General features: G+C 53.1%; 14 protein-coding genes. 5 read left to right on the forward strand and 9 right to left on the reverse strand.

Annotated features, from left to right (window positions below; translation table 11 throughout):
- The first annotated feature begins 13 nt into the window (after nucleotides 1-13).
- Nucleotides 14-352, forward strand: a complete 339-nt coding sequence (gene glnB, locus QEN32_RS05955) for a nitrogen regulatory protein P-II (RefSeq protein ID WP_000717694.1) — start codon at nucleotides 14-16, stop codon at nucleotides 350-352.
- 48 nt (nucleotides 353-400) lie between these two features.
- Here glnB and dtpD read toward each other — a convergent pair whose 3' ends face one another.
- The 5 genes from dtpD to hmpA form a co-directional block, all read right to left on the reverse strand.
- A complete protein-coding gene (dtpD, locus tag QEN32_RS05960) occupies nucleotides 401-1,861 on the reverse strand; it encodes a dipeptide permease DtpD (RefSeq protein WP_000856793.1) in 1,461 nt (486 codons plus the stop codon).
- Between the two features lie 55 nt (nucleotides 1,862-1,916).
- A complete protein-coding gene (gene cadA, locus QEN32_RS05965; protein WP_001100652.1) occupies nucleotides 1,917-4,061 on the reverse strand; it encodes a lysine decarboxylase CadA in 2,145 nt (714 codons plus the stop codon).
- Nucleotides 4,062-4,143: 82 nt separating this feature from the next.
- Complete coding sequence (gene cadB / locus QEN32_RS05970) at nucleotides 4,144-5,475, reverse strand: cadaverine/lysine antiporter (RefSeq protein ID WP_000100008.1); 1,332 nt, start codon at nucleotides 5,473-5,475, stop codon at nucleotides 4,144-4,146.
- A 360-nt stretch (nucleotides 5,476-5,835) separates the two neighbouring features.
- A complete protein-coding gene (cadC, locus tag QEN32_RS05975) occupies nucleotides 5,836-7,380 on the reverse strand; it encodes a lysine decarboxylation/transport transcriptional activator CadC (protein ID WP_053258931.1) in 1,545 nt (514 codons plus the stop codon).
- Between the two features lie 181 nt (nucleotides 7,381-7,561).
- A complete protein-coding gene (gene hmpA, locus QEN32_RS05980) occupies nucleotides 7,562-8,752 on the reverse strand; it encodes an NO-inducible flavohemoprotein (protein WP_000883151.1) in 1,191 nt (396 codons plus the stop codon).
- Nucleotides 8,753-9,076: 324 nt separating this feature from the next.
- Here hmpA and glyA point away from each other — a divergent pair, with 324 nt between their 5' ends.
- Together glyA and QEN32_RS05990 are read left to right on the forward strand one after the other, a co-directional pair.
- Entirely contained in the window at nucleotides 9,077-10,330 is a 1,254-nt protein-coding gene (gene glyA, locus QEN32_RS05985) for a serine hydroxymethyltransferase (RefSeq protein ID WP_000919178.1), read from the forward strand.
- A gap of 195 nt (nucleotides 10,331-10,525) precedes the next feature.
- Nucleotides 10,526-11,665 (forward strand): 3-phenylpropionate MFS transporter, encoded by a 1,140-nt coding sequence (locus QEN32_RS05990; protein WP_001173729.1) that lies wholly within the window; start codon nucleotides 10,526-10,528, stop codon nucleotides 11,663-11,665.
- On the opposite strand, the gene csiE is transcribed toward QEN32_RS05990, so the two are convergent.
- Nucleotides 11,660-12,937 carry a stationary phase inducible protein CsiE gene (csiE, locus tag QEN32_RS05995; RefSeq protein WP_000982961.1) on the reverse strand — a complete coding sequence of 426 codons (1,278 nt, stop codon included), beginning with the start codon at nucleotides 12,935-12,937 and terminating at the stop codon, nucleotides 11,660-11,662. The two genes, QEN32_RS05990 and csiE, sit on opposite strands and share 6 nt — an antisense overlap.
- Nucleotides 12,938-13,062: 125 nt before the next feature.
- Between csiE and QEN32_RS06000 the strand changes: the two genes are divergently transcribed.
- Together QEN32_RS06000 and QEN32_RS06005 are read left to right on the forward strand one after the other, a co-directional pair.
- Nucleotides 13,063-13,701, forward strand: a complete 639-nt coding sequence (locus QEN32_RS06000) for a DUF1007 family protein (RefSeq protein ID WP_039519006.1) — start codon at nucleotides 13,063-13,065, stop codon at nucleotides 13,699-13,701.
- Complete coding sequence (locus tag QEN32_RS06005; protein ID WP_265322231.1) at nucleotides 13,692-14,678, forward strand: nickel/cobalt transporter; 987 nt, start codon at nucleotides 13,692-13,694, stop codon at nucleotides 14,676-14,678. Before QEN32_RS06000 ends, QEN32_RS06005 begins: the two co-directional genes overlap by 10 nt.
- Here the strand turns inward: QEN32_RS06005 and asrC are convergent, their stop codons facing one another.
- The 3 genes from asrC to asrA are packed head-to-tail and all read right to left on the reverse strand — an operon-like array spanning nucleotide 14,679 to nucleotide 17,568.
- Nucleotides 14,679-15,692 (reverse strand): sulfite reductase subunit C, encoded by a 1,014-nt coding sequence (asrC, locus tag QEN32_RS06010; protein ID WP_000020685.1) that lies wholly within the window; start codon nucleotides 15,690-15,692, stop codon nucleotides 14,679-14,681. It lies immediately after the preceding gene.
- Nucleotides 15,693-15,702: 10 nt separating this feature from the next.
- Nucleotides 15,703-16,521: an anaerobic sulfite reductase subunit AsrB gene (gene asrB / locus QEN32_RS06015; RefSeq protein ID WP_000017587.1), complete on the reverse strand. Its 819-nt coding sequence runs from the start codon at nucleotides 16,519-16,521 to the stop codon at nucleotides 15,703-15,705.
- Nucleotides 16,522-16,524: 3 nt separating this feature from the next.
- Nucleotides 16,525-17,568, reverse strand: coding sequence for an anaerobic sulfite reductase subunit AsrA (gene asrA, locus QEN32_RS06020; RefSeq protein ID WP_023202121.1), 1,044 nt, complete (start codon nucleotides 17,566-17,568; stop codon nucleotides 16,525-16,527).
- Nucleotides 17,569-17,600: the final 32 nt, after the last annotated feature.

Raw genomic sequence — 17,600 nt, forward strand, 5'->3', positions numbered from 1 at the left:
TTCAAGGAATAGCATGAAAAAGATTGATGCGATTATTAAACCCTTCAAGCTGGACGATGTCCGTGAAGCGCTGGCCGAGGTAGGTATTACCGGCATGACGGTCACCGAAGTCAAAGGCTTTGGCCGTCAAAAAGGCCACACCGAGCTGTATCGCGGCGCGGAATATATGGTGGATTTTCTGCCGAAGGTAAAAATTGAAATCGTTGTGCCTGACGACATCGTGGATACCTGTGTTGACACCATCATTCGTACCGCGCAGACGGGGAAAATCGGCGACGGTAAGATCTTTGTCTTTGATGTCGCCCGCGTTATTCGTATCCGTACTGGCGAAGAAGACGACGCGGCTATCTGATGTGCCGATTCGCTGCCCGTCCCCTCCTTGTGGGCAGCGAACCACCGTTTAATCGCCCTGCGGTAGCGCCGATGTTGTCCGGGTGCAAACCCATCTCAGGCCGACAATGGCGACGATCAGCGCCACGCAACTTAGCGTCCACTCGCCCATTTGCGAGAAAAAGTGTCCGTAGGCGGCTACCGCCGTATCACTAATTTGCGATTCCGTGGTTTGTTGCGCGACGACGCCAGCCAGCCAGTTAGCGACCGCGCCGGTCGCCAGCATATAAATACCGGTCAGTACACCCGTGACGCCAGGCAGGTTGAGGCGGGTAATTTGCGCCATCGCGACCGGATCAATAAACAGCTCTGCAAAGCCCATCAGCGCCAGCCCTGCGATCATCATTCCCATTGATGCCTGCCCGTCTAACCGGGCCTGATGCGCGTTTAGCGCCAACAGCATAAAACCGCCGCCCATCAATACCAGCCCCACGGCAAATTTAAGCCAGACGCGCAGCACCGAGCGGGCGCTCTCTTTCGGGCTGCTCAGCCACGCCAGCACCACGCCCGCCGCCATCACCGCAATCGCATTGACCGACTGGAACAATGCGGTGGGGACGGTCATATTCAGCCAGTGGCGGTTGACAAAACGGTCGATGAATAAACTGATCGAACTTCCGCCCTGCTGCGCCAGAACCCAAAAGAGAGTGCCGGTGATCATTAACAGAACGATTTGCCACAAGGCGCGACGGTGTTCGGGAAATTTAACCATAATACGGGCGATAAGTTGCGCCGCGAAGACGCAGACAATGGCCAGCACATAGCCAGACCAGTTATTTTCCAGCAGGAGGGTGAAGAATACCGGCGCGATACACAGCATTAATACCAGCCAACCCCAGGTTGGAAGGGCGAATTTAACCGCCCGCAGCGCGGGGCGATTAACCCCACGCGTCTGCTGAAAGTGGCGATGACCGCTTAAAAAGATGAGCAGGCCGATGAACATTCCCACGCCCGCCAGCGCAAAGCCGACATGCCAGCCATACCACTGCGCCGCCAGACCACAGGCGATCGGCGCGGCTATCGATCCAATATTCCCGGCGGCGTAGAGCAGCGAGAATCCCCCGTCGCGGCGGTTGTCATCAGGGGCGTAAAGTTCGCCCAGCAGACAGCTAATATTGGATTTAAACAAGCCGTAGCCGCAGATAATAATGGCCAGCGCCGCATATAAACTCAGCGTTGAATCAGATTCTAAGCCCAATACCACATGACCCAGCGTCATCAACAGGGCGCCGGTGATAACCGCCACGCGGTTGCCAAGCAGGCGGTCGGCAAGCCAGCCGCCAAGAATAGGGGTAACGTAAACTAAAGAGGCGTAGGCGCTGAAGAGGTTGATCGCGTGGCTGTCATTAAAACCAAGCTGGTGGGTAAGATAAAGGATGAGTAAGGCACGCATGCCGTAAAAGCTGAAGTATTCCCAAATTTGAATCGCCACGATGTAAAAAATCGCGCGCGGTTGTGAGGGTGTTTTCATAAAGTCTCCTTGCTGCGTGAAAAAAGGGAAGTGGCAAGCCACTTCCCTTTGGTACTTATTTCGTATTTTCTTTCAGCACCTTAACGGTGTAACGTCCGTCTGCCTGACGATAGGCGCCGTGGATATCGGTTTCGAAGCCCGGATAGTGGGCGCCGATTTCGCACAGCATTTGCAGGAATTCCAGTACCGGACGGCTTTCCTCGGTGATCATTTCACCAGGCATCACCAGCGGCACTCCCGGAGGGTAAGGAAGGATCATGTTGGCGTTGACGCGACCAACCATCTCTTCAAGATACACCTCTTCCGTTTCGCCATGCAGCTCTTTCTGGAACGCAGTATACGGCGTCATCACCATTTTCGGCAGCACTTCAAACGCACGGTACATTAAGTCCGGCAGATTATGATGTTCGACCAGTTTATGAATATTCTGCGCCAGTTCCTGGATGCGCATATTTTCATAAAACTCAGGCGCTTCGCGGTACAGTGCCGGCAGAATGTTTTTGACGCGCAGGTTCAGGTCAAAGGCGCGTTTAAATTCAGTGAGCGCGCGCAGCAGGCTCAGAGCTTTGGTTTTGTCGATACCAATGCTGAACAGGAACAGCAGGTTGTATGGACCGGTTTTTTCTACGATGATGCCGCGTTCATCGAGATATTTGGCGACCAGACTTGCCGGAATACCGAATTCATCCATCGTACCGTCTTTCTTCATCCCCGGCGTCAGGATAGTGACTTTGATCGGGTCGAGGTACATGTGTTCGTTATCGATATTTTTGAAGCCATGCCATGCGCTATCTGAACGCAGCGGCCAGCACTCAGCTCCATCGATATGTTCCGGCTGCCATACGTCAAAGAACCAGCCGTCAGATTCGCTTTTCAGGCGTTTAATTTCTTTACGGAATTTAATCGCACGTTCAATAGAGCCGTTAATCAGGCGTTTACCCGCATTACCTTTCATCATCGCCGCTGCGGTTTCAGTAGACGCTACGATACCGTAGTGCGGAGAAGTGGTGGTATGCATCATGTAGGCTTCGTTAAAGGTTTCTTCGTTAATGTCGCCTTTAACATGAATCATGGATGCCTGTGAAAACGCCGCCAGCAGTTTATGCGTGGACTGGGTTTCATAAATGATTTTGCCTTCTACACGGTCGCCGCTCATACCGCATTTACCCTGATAAATAGGGGAGAAATTGGTGTAAGGCACCCAGGCGGAGTCAAAATGAATGGACTTCACATCCAGAGTTTTCTTGATGTAGTCAGTGTTATACAACAGACCGTCATAGGTTGAGTTAGTAATAACAGCATGGACCGGCCAGGTTGCGTTAGGCGTCTCTTTTACCCGTTTAGCGATAGTGGCGTGCTGGAACTCGCTTTGCGGAATACCGCCAAGAATACCGTAGGCGTTACGGGTTGGGCGGAAATAAATCGGCGTAATGTCGCTCATCATCATCAGATGGGTCAGCGATTTATGGCAGTTACGGTCAATCAGTACCGTGCTGCCTGCCGGCGCGGAGTACATACCGACGATTTTGTTCGCCGTAGAGGTGCCGTTCGTCACCATGTAGCTACGTTCGGCGTTAAAGACGCGGGCGATATACTCTTCCGCTTCTTTATGCGGGCCGGAGTGGTCCAGCAGCGAACCCAGTTCAGAAACGGAAATCGAAATATCGGATTTCATCGTGTTCGGGCCGAAGAAATCATAAAAGATGCTGCCGACGGGGCTTTTCTGGAAAGCGGTCCCGCCCATGTGGCCAGGCGTACAGAAAGTATATTTCCCTTCGCGCACATATTTGAACAGTGCTTTTGTCAGCGGCGGCAGAATATTGTCGATGTATTCATCGGTATTCTGGCGAATTTTCGCCGCGATATCGGCTGCGGCGCCTAAAGCATATTCAAAGAAGCGAACCTGCATTCTCAGATCGTTGAGGCTGACGTCCAGCGTAGAGTAGCTGTTGGCGAAGGCGTACAGCGGCATATACTCGTTCAGCTTGCTAATCTCTTCGCAAAGCTCAAGGTTATATTTATCCCAGTCGAAAATGACGCCGCAAAGGCGGGAGTTATTTTCAATCAGCTTCAGCAGGTCTTCTCGGTCGTTTGGATAGACGATACGGAAATTTAAACCTTCCAGTGCACGATGCAGTTCACGAATAGGCTCTTCTTTAAAGTAGACGCCCATGTGGTTCATGATAGCAATAACGTTCATAGTCTTGTTCCTGGTAAAGTGGGCCCCTCCCGCTACGCTATAGCAGGTGACGAAAGGGGCTTTGAGAAAAAGGAGTTAGCGGTTAAAGCGCTTCAGCCGTATTGTTGTCGCTGTCGTTGTTCTGGCGCTGGTGCATTTTGCGACCGTAGAACATCAGGATGATCAGACTGACGATAAAGGTGCCGGAGAGTTCGAAGGAGCTGGCGCCCATCAGTGCGATGAAGCAAAATGCGCAGCCCAGTACAGAACAAATCAGGCTTACCGAGTTACGGATGTTGAACCCTTCGAAGCGAATCAGGTCAACACAGGAGTAGAAGTACGGCAGCATGGTAAGCAGTACGGCAATCCCGGTCAGTTCGCCGAACAGGTCGGACGCTTTACCGCCGCTGGAGTTCATGATGGTGATCAGAATCATCAGCGCCGTCATTTTCACCGCAGCCAACAGCAGACCTTTTTTCGGAATACCGTTTTTATCCATTTCACCGTAAATTTTCGGGAAGTTGCCGTCGTTGGCGGCGCGAACCCCAGCCTGGCCGACCAGCATCATCCAGGAGCCCAGAGACGTCAGGCAGGCGAAAGCGGTAAAGGCGGAAACCAGCGGCGCAGCCCAGCCACCCAGAATCGTGGAGGTACTGATAGCGAACGGCGCGCCGGAAGAGGCCATAACGGAAGCTGGGAACATCCCGGCGATAACCTGAGTCGCGGCGATATAGATGATGCCTGCCAGCGCGGTACCCAGCATGGTTGCCAGCGGTACGGTGCGTTTCGGGTTTTTCACCATGCCGGTGCTGACGGCGGCAGACTCAACGCCAACGAACGCCCACAGGCAGAGCAGAATACTTTTAACAATGGCGTGAGAGTCGGTCGTCGTGGACGTGTTCCAGTTCGCGTGATAGGTCGCGATATCGAACCAATGCCAGCCGGCGACTGCGGTCAAGACTACCGGGATCAGCACCAGGAATAGGCCAATCGTTGTCAAGCGGCTGACCCAGGCCCCACCCAGCATATTAATAAAGGTGAACAGCCAGACGATAGCAATACAGGCAATACCTGCCGGTATTGGATTATTTAATGCCGGGAAGAACGTAGAAAGATAAGAAACAGCGGTAATGCCGATGGCTAAGTTACCAATCCAGTTTGCGTGATAATAAAGAACGCCGGTCTGGAAACCAAACGCCGGAGATATTTCCCCAGCATAAGCGATAGGGCCACCCTGTTGAGGGTTTTTGGTTGCCAGCCTCGCATAAACATAAGCCAGCGACATTGCCCCAATAATAGAAATTACCCAGCCCCAGATGGCAATGCCACCAATACTGGCAAGGTTGGCGGGTAATAATGCAATCCCGCTCCCCATCATATTACCGGCAACGACGCCAGTACAGGCAAATAGCCCGATCTTTTTGACAGAACTCATGTTCATTTCTCCTGAGCTGTATTTTTAAGAACCGGGCTTATGCTTCATATATGCTGCGTGCCCGTTCAACTGTCGACAAGATTAACGAATGGGTTGAGATAAGTCCTAAAGAAAAAGTGAAATAAACACAAACATGAAAAAACTGATAGATTGATTTTTTTGAATTAACATATAAATATCATGGAAAATATCATGAAAGGATAAACATCGTTTAATTACAAAGGGTTATATTTACATTTCTTTGCGATGAATATGTTGCCAAAATTAACATAAGCTATTTTTGGCAACATATTTTTCACAAAATAAAAGCGAAAAATTTAATATCTTTTCGCTTTTATTTGTCATGGTTCAGCGTTAAATTTAATCTTCTGCCAGAAAACTATTCAGATAAGGGACAATTTTCTGAACGGATGTCTGAAATACGCCGTTCTCGATCCAGTACAGCGTATTTTCACCTGGACGTAAATTAAAGGCGGTCAGATAGGCATCAGCGGCCAGACGATTCTCACCTTTCATTTCGTAAACTTTCCCCAACAGGACATAGTTAAACCACGACATTTCAAGCTCGATGCTTTTATTGATTTCCTCATACGCTGCATCGATATCACCTTTGCCCAAAAGATCAACGGTCTTGATTTTATAATAAACAGACGTTTTCTCAACGCCCGGAATTTGATCTATTTTTTTAAACTCTTCGTTCAGCGCAGCCACTTGTTCTTTATCAAACGGCTGTTGTGATTGCCGTAATACATCTACCAGCACTTTATATTCATAGGCATAGTTGAAATCAGGCGTTTCCTTAATAATGCCATTCAGAATATCGCTGGCTTTACCTAGCGCCTGCGCATCGCCGCTCAGAATAAGCTGGCGCGCCTCATAAAAACGCATCAGCGCGGTATTTTGCGGCGTTCTGAACAGGGCCAGTTGTTCTCGCATTCGATTAGGCCAGGGCTGTGTTAAAACGAAAGACAGGCTATTAAACAGATCATCCTGGATGGACAACTGGTTAGTATTGGTGACGAAATAACGCTTATCCAGCATGGTTGAACCATCGGCGTTATCAATGAGCACCACAGACATAAAGCACTGCTGCGCCCGATAGTGGCGCTGATTGACAAACTGAATGGTTAACGTCTTACCGGAGCTGCTTGGCTCATTGACCCGGTAATTAGTTTTATCGTGCACCATAAAGGTCGAGTAGGTGTTCAGCAGGTCGGTGATTAAGCCGCCCAGACCGATGGCGTAGGACTCCTGCGAGACCCAGTTATTACAGGAATTGCCGCCTTCAAAACGAACATCTATATCTCGTGGGTTAAGTAATAACCGCGTTTTTGTTACCGCGGCATTATGATCTACCACCGACATCACGATAAACACCACCAGCGTCGCCAGCGAGAGCAGGAACATCACCCACGTCCAGAAAGCGGCGATACGCGGCTTTTTCGCCTTTTTAGTCGGCGTTTGCAAAGAGGCGGGCGGCACAGGCGCAGCGGCAGGAACCCCCTCCGTCGGTTCTGCATTCGTCGCTGCGATCGGCGGCGGCGGCGACGTTGATGAATTATCGATCTCATCGCTATTTTCTTCGCACCAGATAACCGGTGCCGTCAGCTTATAGCCGCGTTTAGGTACGGTAACGATGTATTCAGCATTGCTGTCTCCGCCATCTCTTAATGATTTGCGTAGTTCAGAAATGCTTTGGGTGACAACATGGTTGGTCACGATGGTGCGCATCCAGACATGATCAATAATGTTATCCCGGCTTAACACTTCATCCGGATGATGCGCAAAATACATCAGAAGATCGATCAGCCGTGGTTCAAGAGTAATCTGGCGTCCCTGACGACTGATCTGATTAACAGAAGGTGTAACCAGCCACTCTCCAATGCGTACAACAGGTTGCTGCATAAAAAGATGCCCTAACGAGCTAAGTCAAACGTTAATAATAACACGATTTGCACAGACTTTTTTTATTCCCCTTTTTTGTAAAAGAAAGGCATAAAAAGCAGCGCAATAAGCAGGAGAACGGGGAGGAAAACGGGCGTTCGCCTTAACGATAACGCCCGTTTTTTCAGCGGATTTCTTGCAATTACAGCACTTTATGCGGGCCGAAGCATTCGTAATGAATGTTTTCGTTATTCACGCCAAGTGAAACCAGTTGTTTTGCGGCAAACTGCATAAAGCCTACCGGGCCGCAAAGATAGAACTGCATTGCCGGATCGCTGATCGCGGCTTCCAGTTTGCTTAAATCCATCAGCCCTTCGCTGTCGAAGAGGCGTTGGGCGCGATCGGCTTCAGTCGGCTCGCGGTACCAGGTATGGGCAGTGAAACGCGGCAGTGTACGGCCCAGCTCGCTCACTTCGTCGGCAAACGCATGAACGTCGCCGTTCTCCGCCGCGTGGAACCAGTTCACCTGCGCGGTATGCTGTCCTTTCGCCAGCGTATCGAGCATCGCCAACATCGGCGTCTGGCCGACGCCAGCGGAAATCAGCGAAACGGGGGTATCAGCGGCGACATTCATAAAGAAGTCACCTGCCGGCGCAGCCAGATGCACCACATCGCCCACGCTGGCGTGGTGGTGTAACCAGTTTGATACCTGGCCGCCGTCTTCACGCTTCACGGCAATACGGTACCCTTTGCCATCGGGTTTACGGGTCAGTGAATATTGGCGGATCTCCTGATGCGCAAAACCTTCCGGCTTCAGCCAGACGCCCAGATACTGCCCGGGACGGTATTCCGCCACCGTACCGCCGTCGACCGGTTCAAACTCAAAGCTGGTGATCAGTGCGCTACGCGGGGTTTTCGCAACGATGCGGAAGGGGCGCGTGCCTTCCCAGCCGCCGTCTTTGCTGGCGTTCTCGTGATAAATCTCGGCTTCCCGATGAATAAAGACGTTAGCCAGTACGCCATAGGCTTTGCCCCACGCGTCCAGCACTTCCTGGCCCGGGTTGAACATTTCGTCCAGCGTCGCCAGCAGATGCGTCCCGACGATGTTGTACTGCTCCGGCTTAATCTGGAAGCTGGTGTGCTTCTGCGCGATTTTTTCTACCGCCGGCAGCAACGCCGGTAAATTTTCGATATTGCTGGCGTAGGCCGCGATAGCATTAAACAGGGCTTCGCGCTGATCGCCGTTACGCTGGTTGCTCATATTGAAGATTTCTTTGAGCTCCGGATTATGCGTAAACATACGGTCGTAGAAGTGGGCGGTCAGTTTCGGTCCTGTTTCAACCAGCAGGGGAATGGTGGCCTTTACTGTAGCGATGGTTTGTGCGTCAAGCATACGTGCTTCCTTTATGTGAAAATCTAATGATGTATATCAAATGCATCTTATAAAAATACCCTTGCATTGTAAATGGATCTTCTCTGCTTTACGTTATGGATGTAACAACGTGAAAAATCTGCATCACAAAGCTGAAAAGAAATCCGTTGAAATTCGTCAGACTCTCATTCAGGAAACCCTTATCTGACGCACAGGTAATCGTTTGCGTAAAAACCTTTGTCAAGACCTGTTATCGAAGAATGATTCGGTTATACTGTTGGCCGAAGTCCCACGGACTGCCTTTTCAGGCACAAATTTTATTGTTAGCTGAGTCAGGAGATGCGGATGTTAAAGCGTGAAATGAACATTGCCGATTATGATGCCGAGTTGTGGCAGGCTATGGAGCAGGAAAAAGTACGTCAGGAAGAGCACATCGAACTGATCGCCTCCGAAAACTACACCAGCCCGCGCGTGATGCAGGCGCAGGGGTCTCAGCTGACCAACAAATACGCTGAAGGTTATCCGGGCAAGCGCTACTACGGCGGTTGCGAATACGTTGATGTCGTTGAGCAGCTGGCTATCGACCGCGCGAAAGAACTGTTCGGCGCCGACTACGCTAACGTGCAGCCGCACTCCGGTTCTCAGGCTAACTTCGCTGTTTACACCGCGCTGCTGCAACCGGGCGATACCGTTCTGGGTATGAACCTGGCGCAGGGCGGCCACCTGACTCACGGCTCCCCGGTTAACTTCTCCGGTAAACTGTACAACATCGTACCTTACGGTATCGATGAGTCCGGTAAAATTGACTATGACGAGATGGCGAAGCTGGCCAAAGAGCACAAGCCGAAGATGATTATCGGTGGCTTCTCTGCCTACTCCGGCGTGGTTGACTGGGCAAAAATGCGTGAAATCGCTGACAGCATCGGCGCATACCTGTTTGTCGACATGGCGCACGTGGCGGGCCTGATTGCCGCAGGCGTTTACCCGAACCCGGTTCCGCACGCTCACGTTGTCACCACCACCACCCACAAAACCCTGGCGGGTCCGCGCGGCGGCCTGATCCTGGCGAAGGGCGGCGATGAAGAGCTGTACAAAAAACTGAACTCCGCCGTGTTCCCAAGCGCGCAGGGCGGCCCGCTGATGCACGTGATCGCGGGTAAAGCGGTAGCGCTGAAAGAAGCGATGGAGCCGGAGTTCAAAGTTTACCAGCAGCAGGTGGCGAAAAACGCCAAAGCGATGGTGGAAGTGTTCCTGAACCGCGGCTACAAAGTGGTGTCTGGCGGCACTGAGAACCACCTGTTCCTGCTGGACCTGGTGGATAAAAACCTGACCGGTAAAGAAGCTGACGCCGCGCTGGGCCGTGCTAACATCACCGTGAACAAAAACAGCGTGCCGAACGATCCTAAGAGCCCGTTCGTGACCTCCGGTATCCGTATTGGTTCTCCGGCGGTTACTCGTCGCGGCTTCAAAGAAGCGGAAGTGAAAGAGCTGGCTGGCTGGATGTGTGACGTGCTGGACAACATCAATGATGAAGCCACCATTGAACGCGTGAAAGCGAAAGTGCTGGATATCTGCGCCCGCTTCCCGGTTTACGCGTAAGCGCTTGTGTTGTGAGAATGGCCCGATGGCGCTGCGTCTGTCGGGCATTACTTATGCGCCATAACGTGACGCCGCCGGAAGTCATTATCCGGCGGCGTTGTCGTTTGAACTTCTCCCTCCGCCTGTTAACCTTATGTTACCCTTGCCAGCGCAACCGTTTACCGCCAGACTATCGCCTCCAAACGGGAGGGAATCATGGCATTGCATTCCACGCGCTGGCTGGCGCTCAGTTATTTCACCTACTTCTTTAGTTACGGTATTTTTCTGCCCTTCTGGAGCGTCTGGCTCAAAGGTCTTGGGCTAACGCCGGAAACCATCGGTCTTCTGCTGGGTGTGGGTCTGGTCGCGCGTTTTCTTGGCAGCCTGCTCATTGCGCCTCGCGTAAGCGATCCTTCGCGGTTGATCTCCGCGCTGCGCGTACTGGCATTGCTGACGCTGGTATTTGCGCTGGCATTTTGGGCAGGAACGCATGTCGCGTGGCTAATGGTGGTGATGGTTGGGTTTAACCTCTTCTTTTCACCACTGGTGCCGCTGACCGATGCGCTGGCCAATACCTGGCAAAAGCAAATTACCCTGGACTATGGTCGGGTGCGGCTGTGGGGGTCCATCGCCTTCGTGATAGGGTCGGCGCTGACCGGTAAGCTGGTGAGTTTATACGATTACCAGGCGATTCTGGCGCTACTGACGCTCGGCGTCGCCTCGATGTTGCTGGGTATGTTGTTACGTCCCAGCGTGCCGCCGCAAGGGGAAAGCCGTCAGCAGGAGAGCGCAGGCTGGCCCGCCTGGCGTACGCTGGTGGCACAAAGTTGGCGTTTTCTCGCCTGCGTCTGTTTGCTGCAAGGGGCGCACGCCGCCTACTACGGTTTTAGCGCCATCTACTGGCAGGGGGCTGGCTATTCAGCATCGGCGGTCGGCTATTTATGGTCGTTGGGCGTGGTGGCGGAAGTGATCATTTTTGCCCTGAGTAAAAAGCTATTCCGCCGGTTTAGCGCCCGCGACTTGCTGTTGCTTTCCGCTGTGTGCGGCGTGGTACGCTGGGGACTGATGGGCTGGAGTACGGCGTTGCCGTGGCTGATTGTGATACAAATCCTGCACTGTGGCACGTTTACCGTTTGCCATCTGGCCGCCATGCGCTATATCGCTGCGCGTCAGGGAAGCGAGGTGATTCGTTTGCAGGCCGTCTATTCCGCTGTGGCGATGGGCGGCAGTATCGCGATTATGACGGTATTTGCCGGTTTTCTGTATCAACATCTGGGCGGCGGCGTATTCTGGATTATGGCGCTGGTGGCATTGCCCGCTATCTTCCTTCGGCCCAAAGTGGTTGCCGCGTCATGATTCCAGGATCTTGCGGATCTGCTGCTGCTGGTGCTCTGTGAGGGCGCGATCCGCATGAATTAATGGCGGTGAGAAGAGCGGTAGCGGCGTGGCGTAAGGGGTAACAATCAGCGCTACGCCGCGCGGGCATCCCTCTTTTTGAAACGCCTGGAGCGATATCCGTCTGATATTCAGCGGCAACAGGGTCAGTTCACGCAGTTGCTGCTCAATATGCGTCTCCAGCGCATCATTTTTATCCGCTAACAATACGATCTGTCTCTCATGCAAATCGTTATCCTGCATTAGCCAGGCGCCGAAAATCACTGCCACCAGCCCCGTCTCTTCCTCGGAAAAGTGGATACCATATTCGGCTTCAAACCCGGCGAGCGCCTCACGTGTGGTGCGAACCAGACGCGGATAAAGACGGTTGAACTCTTCCGGAAGCGTATTATCGATGCCAATCGTGAATAAACTTCGGTTCAGCGCCTGGGCGAGATGGACATACAGCTGATCGTTAAGCCCTTGTTCGTCGCTGAAGCGTACGTTCCCTTTTTCTCGAAAGCGCAGCACCAGCCGCGCCACCTCCAGTCGCAGTTGCTGCGCCCGTTGATGCGTGTCGCGAATCGGGTCGGGGAGGCGAATCATTGAAAACAGTAACGCCATAAACAGCGCTTCATTGAGCGGTGCGGCCTGCATCACGTGGCGCTGCCAGTGACGACCAATTTCCTGGGCGAGTGGATATTCCGCGCACGACTGCGCCCAAATCTGCTGTACAGGGTTGAACTCCGGGGTGATGCCGGCATGGTGTTGTAGCAGACAATACTGTAAAAAGAGACGCAGGAACTGCACGTCGCGATGTTCAAATGGTTTTTGCAACCGGCGGGCGCACAGATTGATGAGCGCGTGAAGATTAATATCATCATACAGCGGACGCGCGATACCGCGCTGCTTTAGCGCGTTTTTTAAGGCCGGGGTAAACTGTTGCGTGACGAAGGTCGGGCATAAACGCAGGCCGCGCCTGAGCCAGTGTAAAAGGCAAAGGCGCTGATCGAGTGCTGTACCTTCGATCCGATAGCAACCGTTCTGGCATGTTGTGATGGCAAGGCGATGATAGCGCTGGATCTCCAGGCTTGTCTCAGTGATATCCTCACGGGCAGTATCATCATCAACGCCATTAAGCGCGCTGAAGATTTCCACCGTGGCAATTGGCTCCGGCTGGAAAAGCGTCAGCAATACCTGACAGCGGCGCTGGGGAGCGGAAAGTACAGATGGTGGGGCAATTGTCGGCATCATCTGTCAGGTCTCCCGTTAGTTTGTCTGGTAAGGATAGCTAAAGTTTGCGTGTGAAAAATGTGATAAGCGTGCTTTTAGGCCAGGAATGCTGAGGAACGTCACAGAATTTTTATCGCGAGGAACAGATGAAGCCAGTGAAACGCAGCGCCTTAACACTATTTCTTGCCGTTTTATCTTTCGTGGCGGCGGCGCATCCGCACAGCTTCATCCGTCTGCAAACGCAGGTGGTCAGTGAAAATGAGCAATTTGTGGCGTTAAAAATGCGCTGGACAATGGACGCGCTGACGTCCGCAGATCTGCTGTATGACGCCGGAAACGCGGCACCGGGGTCAGAAATATGGAAAAAGTTGGCGGCGGAAGTGATGGCTAACGTACTTGGGCAGCACTATTTTACAGAAGTGTGGCGCAATGGCGCGAAAGTGAAGTTTAAAAACAGGCCGACAGAATACGGTATGACGCGTGAGGCGCATCAGGCGGTATTGAACTTTACGCTACCGCTGGCTGAACCGCAGCCGTTAAGCGGACAGACTTATACCTTTTCAACGTTTGATCCCTCTTATTATGTCGATATGCATTATGACCAGGACAGCGATATTACGATGCCGGAACCGCTGCGCGAAAAGTGTCGGATTCAGGTTTATACTCCTGCGCCCGGCGAAGAGACGCTACGTTTCGCCCAGTCGCTGGATAAAGAGGACGCGCCGCCGGAGGATATGGATTTAGGTAAACAGTTTGCCCAAACGGTGACCTTGCAATGTCAGTAATTTTTTCTCAACGCGCTCCGGGGCGACGCTGGCTCTCGCTGTGGCCACTGGCGTTATTCCTGCTGCTGATGCTGGTTGGCGGTCTGTGGATATGGCAGGCCTGGCCGCAGGTGATGTTGAAAAGCGCTCTTTGGCAGCGGGACGTGAATCAGCAGTTGAGCGCGCTGCTTAACGCGGTGGCGACGCATCCTGAGCGGGCGGGCGGATCGTTGCTTCTGCTGAGTTTTATGTATGGCGTGCTTCATGCGCTGGGGCCGGGACACGGCAAAGTGGTGATCGCGACATGGCTGGCGACGCATCCTTCGAAGCTGAAATCAAGTATCGTGTTAACCCTCGCCGCCGCGTTATTACAGGGGTTCGTGGCTATCGGGTTGGTGGTGGGCGTGCTGACCGTATTGCAACTTCCGGCCAGGCAGCTACATCTGAGCGGTTTCTGGCTGGAAAAGGGGAGCTATGCGTTAGTTGGCGGGCTGGGCATCTTGCTGTGCTGGCGGGCCATAAAAAGGTTACGCGCGCTGCTACGTAAACCTGTCTTTATCGCTTTTACGCCGCGCCATGTTCACCATGAAAAATGCGGCTGCGGACATCAGCATTTACCGACGCAGGAACAATTGCATAGCGGCGATGACTGGCGCGCGCGGCTCATGATCGTACTGTCTATGGGGATGCGGCCCTGTTCCGGCGCGATAATGGTGCTGTTATTCAGTAAAGTGATTGGCGTTTTTAGCTGGGGAATGGCGTCGGTACTGGCGATGGCGGCGGGAACCTCGCTAACGATTACCTCGCTGGCGCTGCTGGTACACACTTTTCGTGCTCTGGCGGTGAAACTCAGTGTAAACAAAGCGCCGGCGTTATGGCGGCAGGTAGGCTGGTCAACGCTGGCGCTGGCCGGAGGGGTCATACTGCTTGTTGCGGCGCTGGTCATGTGGTTTAGCGTGCCGCAGCCTGTGGGCGGGCTGCGGCCATGGCGTGGTTGATTAGTGCCCGGCGGGTTTGAGATGCATCCGCGCGACGGATTCGTCTTCGGCCCAGTAAATGCGTTCGGCGACCATCGCTTCCGGATTGAGCTGAACGCCGCGCAGTACCCGTTCTTTAAAACGCAGGTAGCCGCCTTTGTCGATCAGATGGCCCATATGGAGATAGATCGGTTTTCCGCCGAGCATCTCTTTTTCAAATTCATACAGGTTAACGATCACCTGCTTTATCACATCTTCAGTCACCCAGTTGAGGAAGAGCTTGCCGACGCGCGGCGTCTTTTTACTGGTGCGTCCGCCCAGACGGACTTGCCAGAGCTGATCCGGCTTACGTTGCCAGGCCAGCGTCGGACAGGCCAGCACGCACTCGCCGCAGCCGATACAGGCGGACTCTTCTTTGACCGCTTTGCCGTTCTTCAGCGCCAGGCAGCCTACCGCGTGGTGACTACAGGCCTTCACGCAGGCGCCGCAACCGATACAGCGATCGGCAGTGAAGCGCATTTTCGCCACGCCAATAATTCCCAGATCGGCCATTGACGCCTTCGCGCAATCATTCGGGCAGCCAACGATGACCGTTTTGAGATGATAAGGGCTGGGATAGACCAGTTTTTCAAGACGACGGGACAGACCGGTCGTGTCAGTGTTGGCTTTCTGGCAAATGCGGTTCCCCTGACAGGCGACAATATTTCGCCCGCCAATAGCGAGATAGCCCGCTTTGGTATCCTCAACCTGGACGTCGCACAGTTCTATTTCAATCTCGCGAAGAAACGGCTCCAGCGCGGCGTTCACGTTGTCGATATCTTCGTAACGGATACCCGGCATCGCCAGCTTCTGGCGGGTAGTGAGGTGAATTTGTCCGTTGCCCCAGGTTTCGGCGATGTCACGCGCCACCGTTAGCAAATGCGCGGGCAAAATACCGCCGGGAATGCGGACGCTGATCATGGCTTCGCCGCGCACTTTTGACAGGCGATATTCGTTTTTCGCACGGGCTTTAATGATATCAATATCAATGCTCATGATGTTCTCCTTAATCGGCAAAACGTTGCGCGACGGCGTAGTTAAATATCGGGCCGTCGGTGCAGACATACACTTCGCCCATACGGCAGTGGCCGCACTTCCCGACGGAGCAGGCCATCCGGCGTTCGTAGTCCACCCAAATTTGCTCCGGCTTGAGCCCTTTTTGCAGCAGCATTTTTACGGTAAAGGTAATCATTATTGGCGGCCCAACGACGATGGCCTGCATGGTGTCGATATCGCTAAGCGTCATGTCGGCAAGCCGATCGGTCACCCGACCAATCTGGTAACGGTCATCAGCCTCGCCTTCATCCAGCGTGAGCACCAGATTATGTTTGCCGCGCCATGTCGCCATTTCTTCTTTGTACAGCACGCAATCGCGATTTTTATAGCCGAGAATCATATCCAGTTGACCAATTTCCTGGGGATTCTCAACGAAATAGCGCATTAAGCCTTTCACCGGCGCGACGCCCGTGCCGCCTGCGACAACCAGTAAGGGTTTATGGCGCAGCGTATCGACCGGATAGCCATTGCCATAGCAGCCGCGTAGCCACACGTTGTCGCCTTCTTTCAGCGTAAAGAGGGCGCTGGTCACTTTTCCGACATTACGGATCAGCAGATCTATCCAGCCGTCGCCGTAGTCGGAAACGGAGATGGGCGCTTCGCCGACGCGCGGCAGCGACACCTCAACAAATTGCCCCCAGTGCGCAGGAAAATCGACGGCCACGCGGAAATTCCACTCCAGCGGCGTGTGGCGAGTAATACTGAGGATGCGGTACGCCGCAGGCAGCAAACTGTGCTGCGGTTTATCATGACAGGAACAATGTGACATGCGTTATGCCTCCTCTGCCAGCGCCTGCCGAACGGCAGCGGTCATTTTATTGATAATCAAAGAAAATTTGATGTATTGCGGGCAGCGATCGTCGCAGCGGCCGCAGCCGACGCACATATGTTCAATGCCGTTGCGCGCTTTGTAGTCATTGACCTTATGCAGGGCGCGGTAGCGCAGACGCTCGCCGGGTTTTTCGCGAAAACCATGACCGCCGGCCATGTCGCTAAAGCCCGGCACCATGCAGCTTGCCCACTGGCGACGGCGTTCGCCGCGCTGCGGATTTTCATCATAGGCGACGTCAAAGACGCTATAGCAGGTACAGGTTGGGCACCCGGTAGTGCAGCGGCCACAACTGATGCAGCGGCTGTCGTAGGCGTCCCATAGCGAGTGGCGGGTGAGAATGTCGCGAATTTTTTGCGGATCGCGGCAAACGCTGTCCGGCGTGACGACGGTTTCCCGGTTTTCGCTGACGAAAGAGGGGGTATAGTCAGCCTCCTGCCCCAGCCCTTGTATCGCCGCCTCGATAAAGGGATCGCGGATGCTGACAAGCGCGCCCTCATCGCTAAAACGCATGGCGGCGCTATAACAGTCAGTTTTATTAGTACCCATTGAGACGCAGAAACAATTTTCGAAGCTTTCTTCACACTCAATAAGGACGAAACGAATATGCTCCCGTAGCAGTTGATAACTGTAATCGGAATTATTCCCATTTGATAAATACATATAATCCAGCCGCGACATGGCGTTAATGTCGCAGGCGCGGGCAAAGATGATTATCGGGGAAGTGTCTGTCTCGGCAATTTGAATGGTGTCTTTATCGAAATAAAAGAGCGTTTCGGTGATAGGGGCGATAATGGTATTCGGCGACATGTGCGATTTCTCGTGCCAGATGAGATCGCGCCAGCCGCTAATCCGTTGATAAATAATGTTGTCAGTGTCGGAAAAACGTCCGCCGCGAAACTCTGCGGACGGGGCAAACACGCGCCATTTTTTGTTTAATCGCTGGATAAGCAAACTAAACTCGTCAGGCGTAATTTTGATAGCCATCACATACTCCACAGTAATATTCAGGAAAAACA

Origin of the sequence: Salmonella sp. SA14318 (assembly GCF_029866905.1) — a bacterium.
Taxonomy (GTDB): Bacteria; Pseudomonadota; Gammaproteobacteria; order Enterobacterales; family Enterobacteriaceae; genus Salmonella; species Salmonella enterica.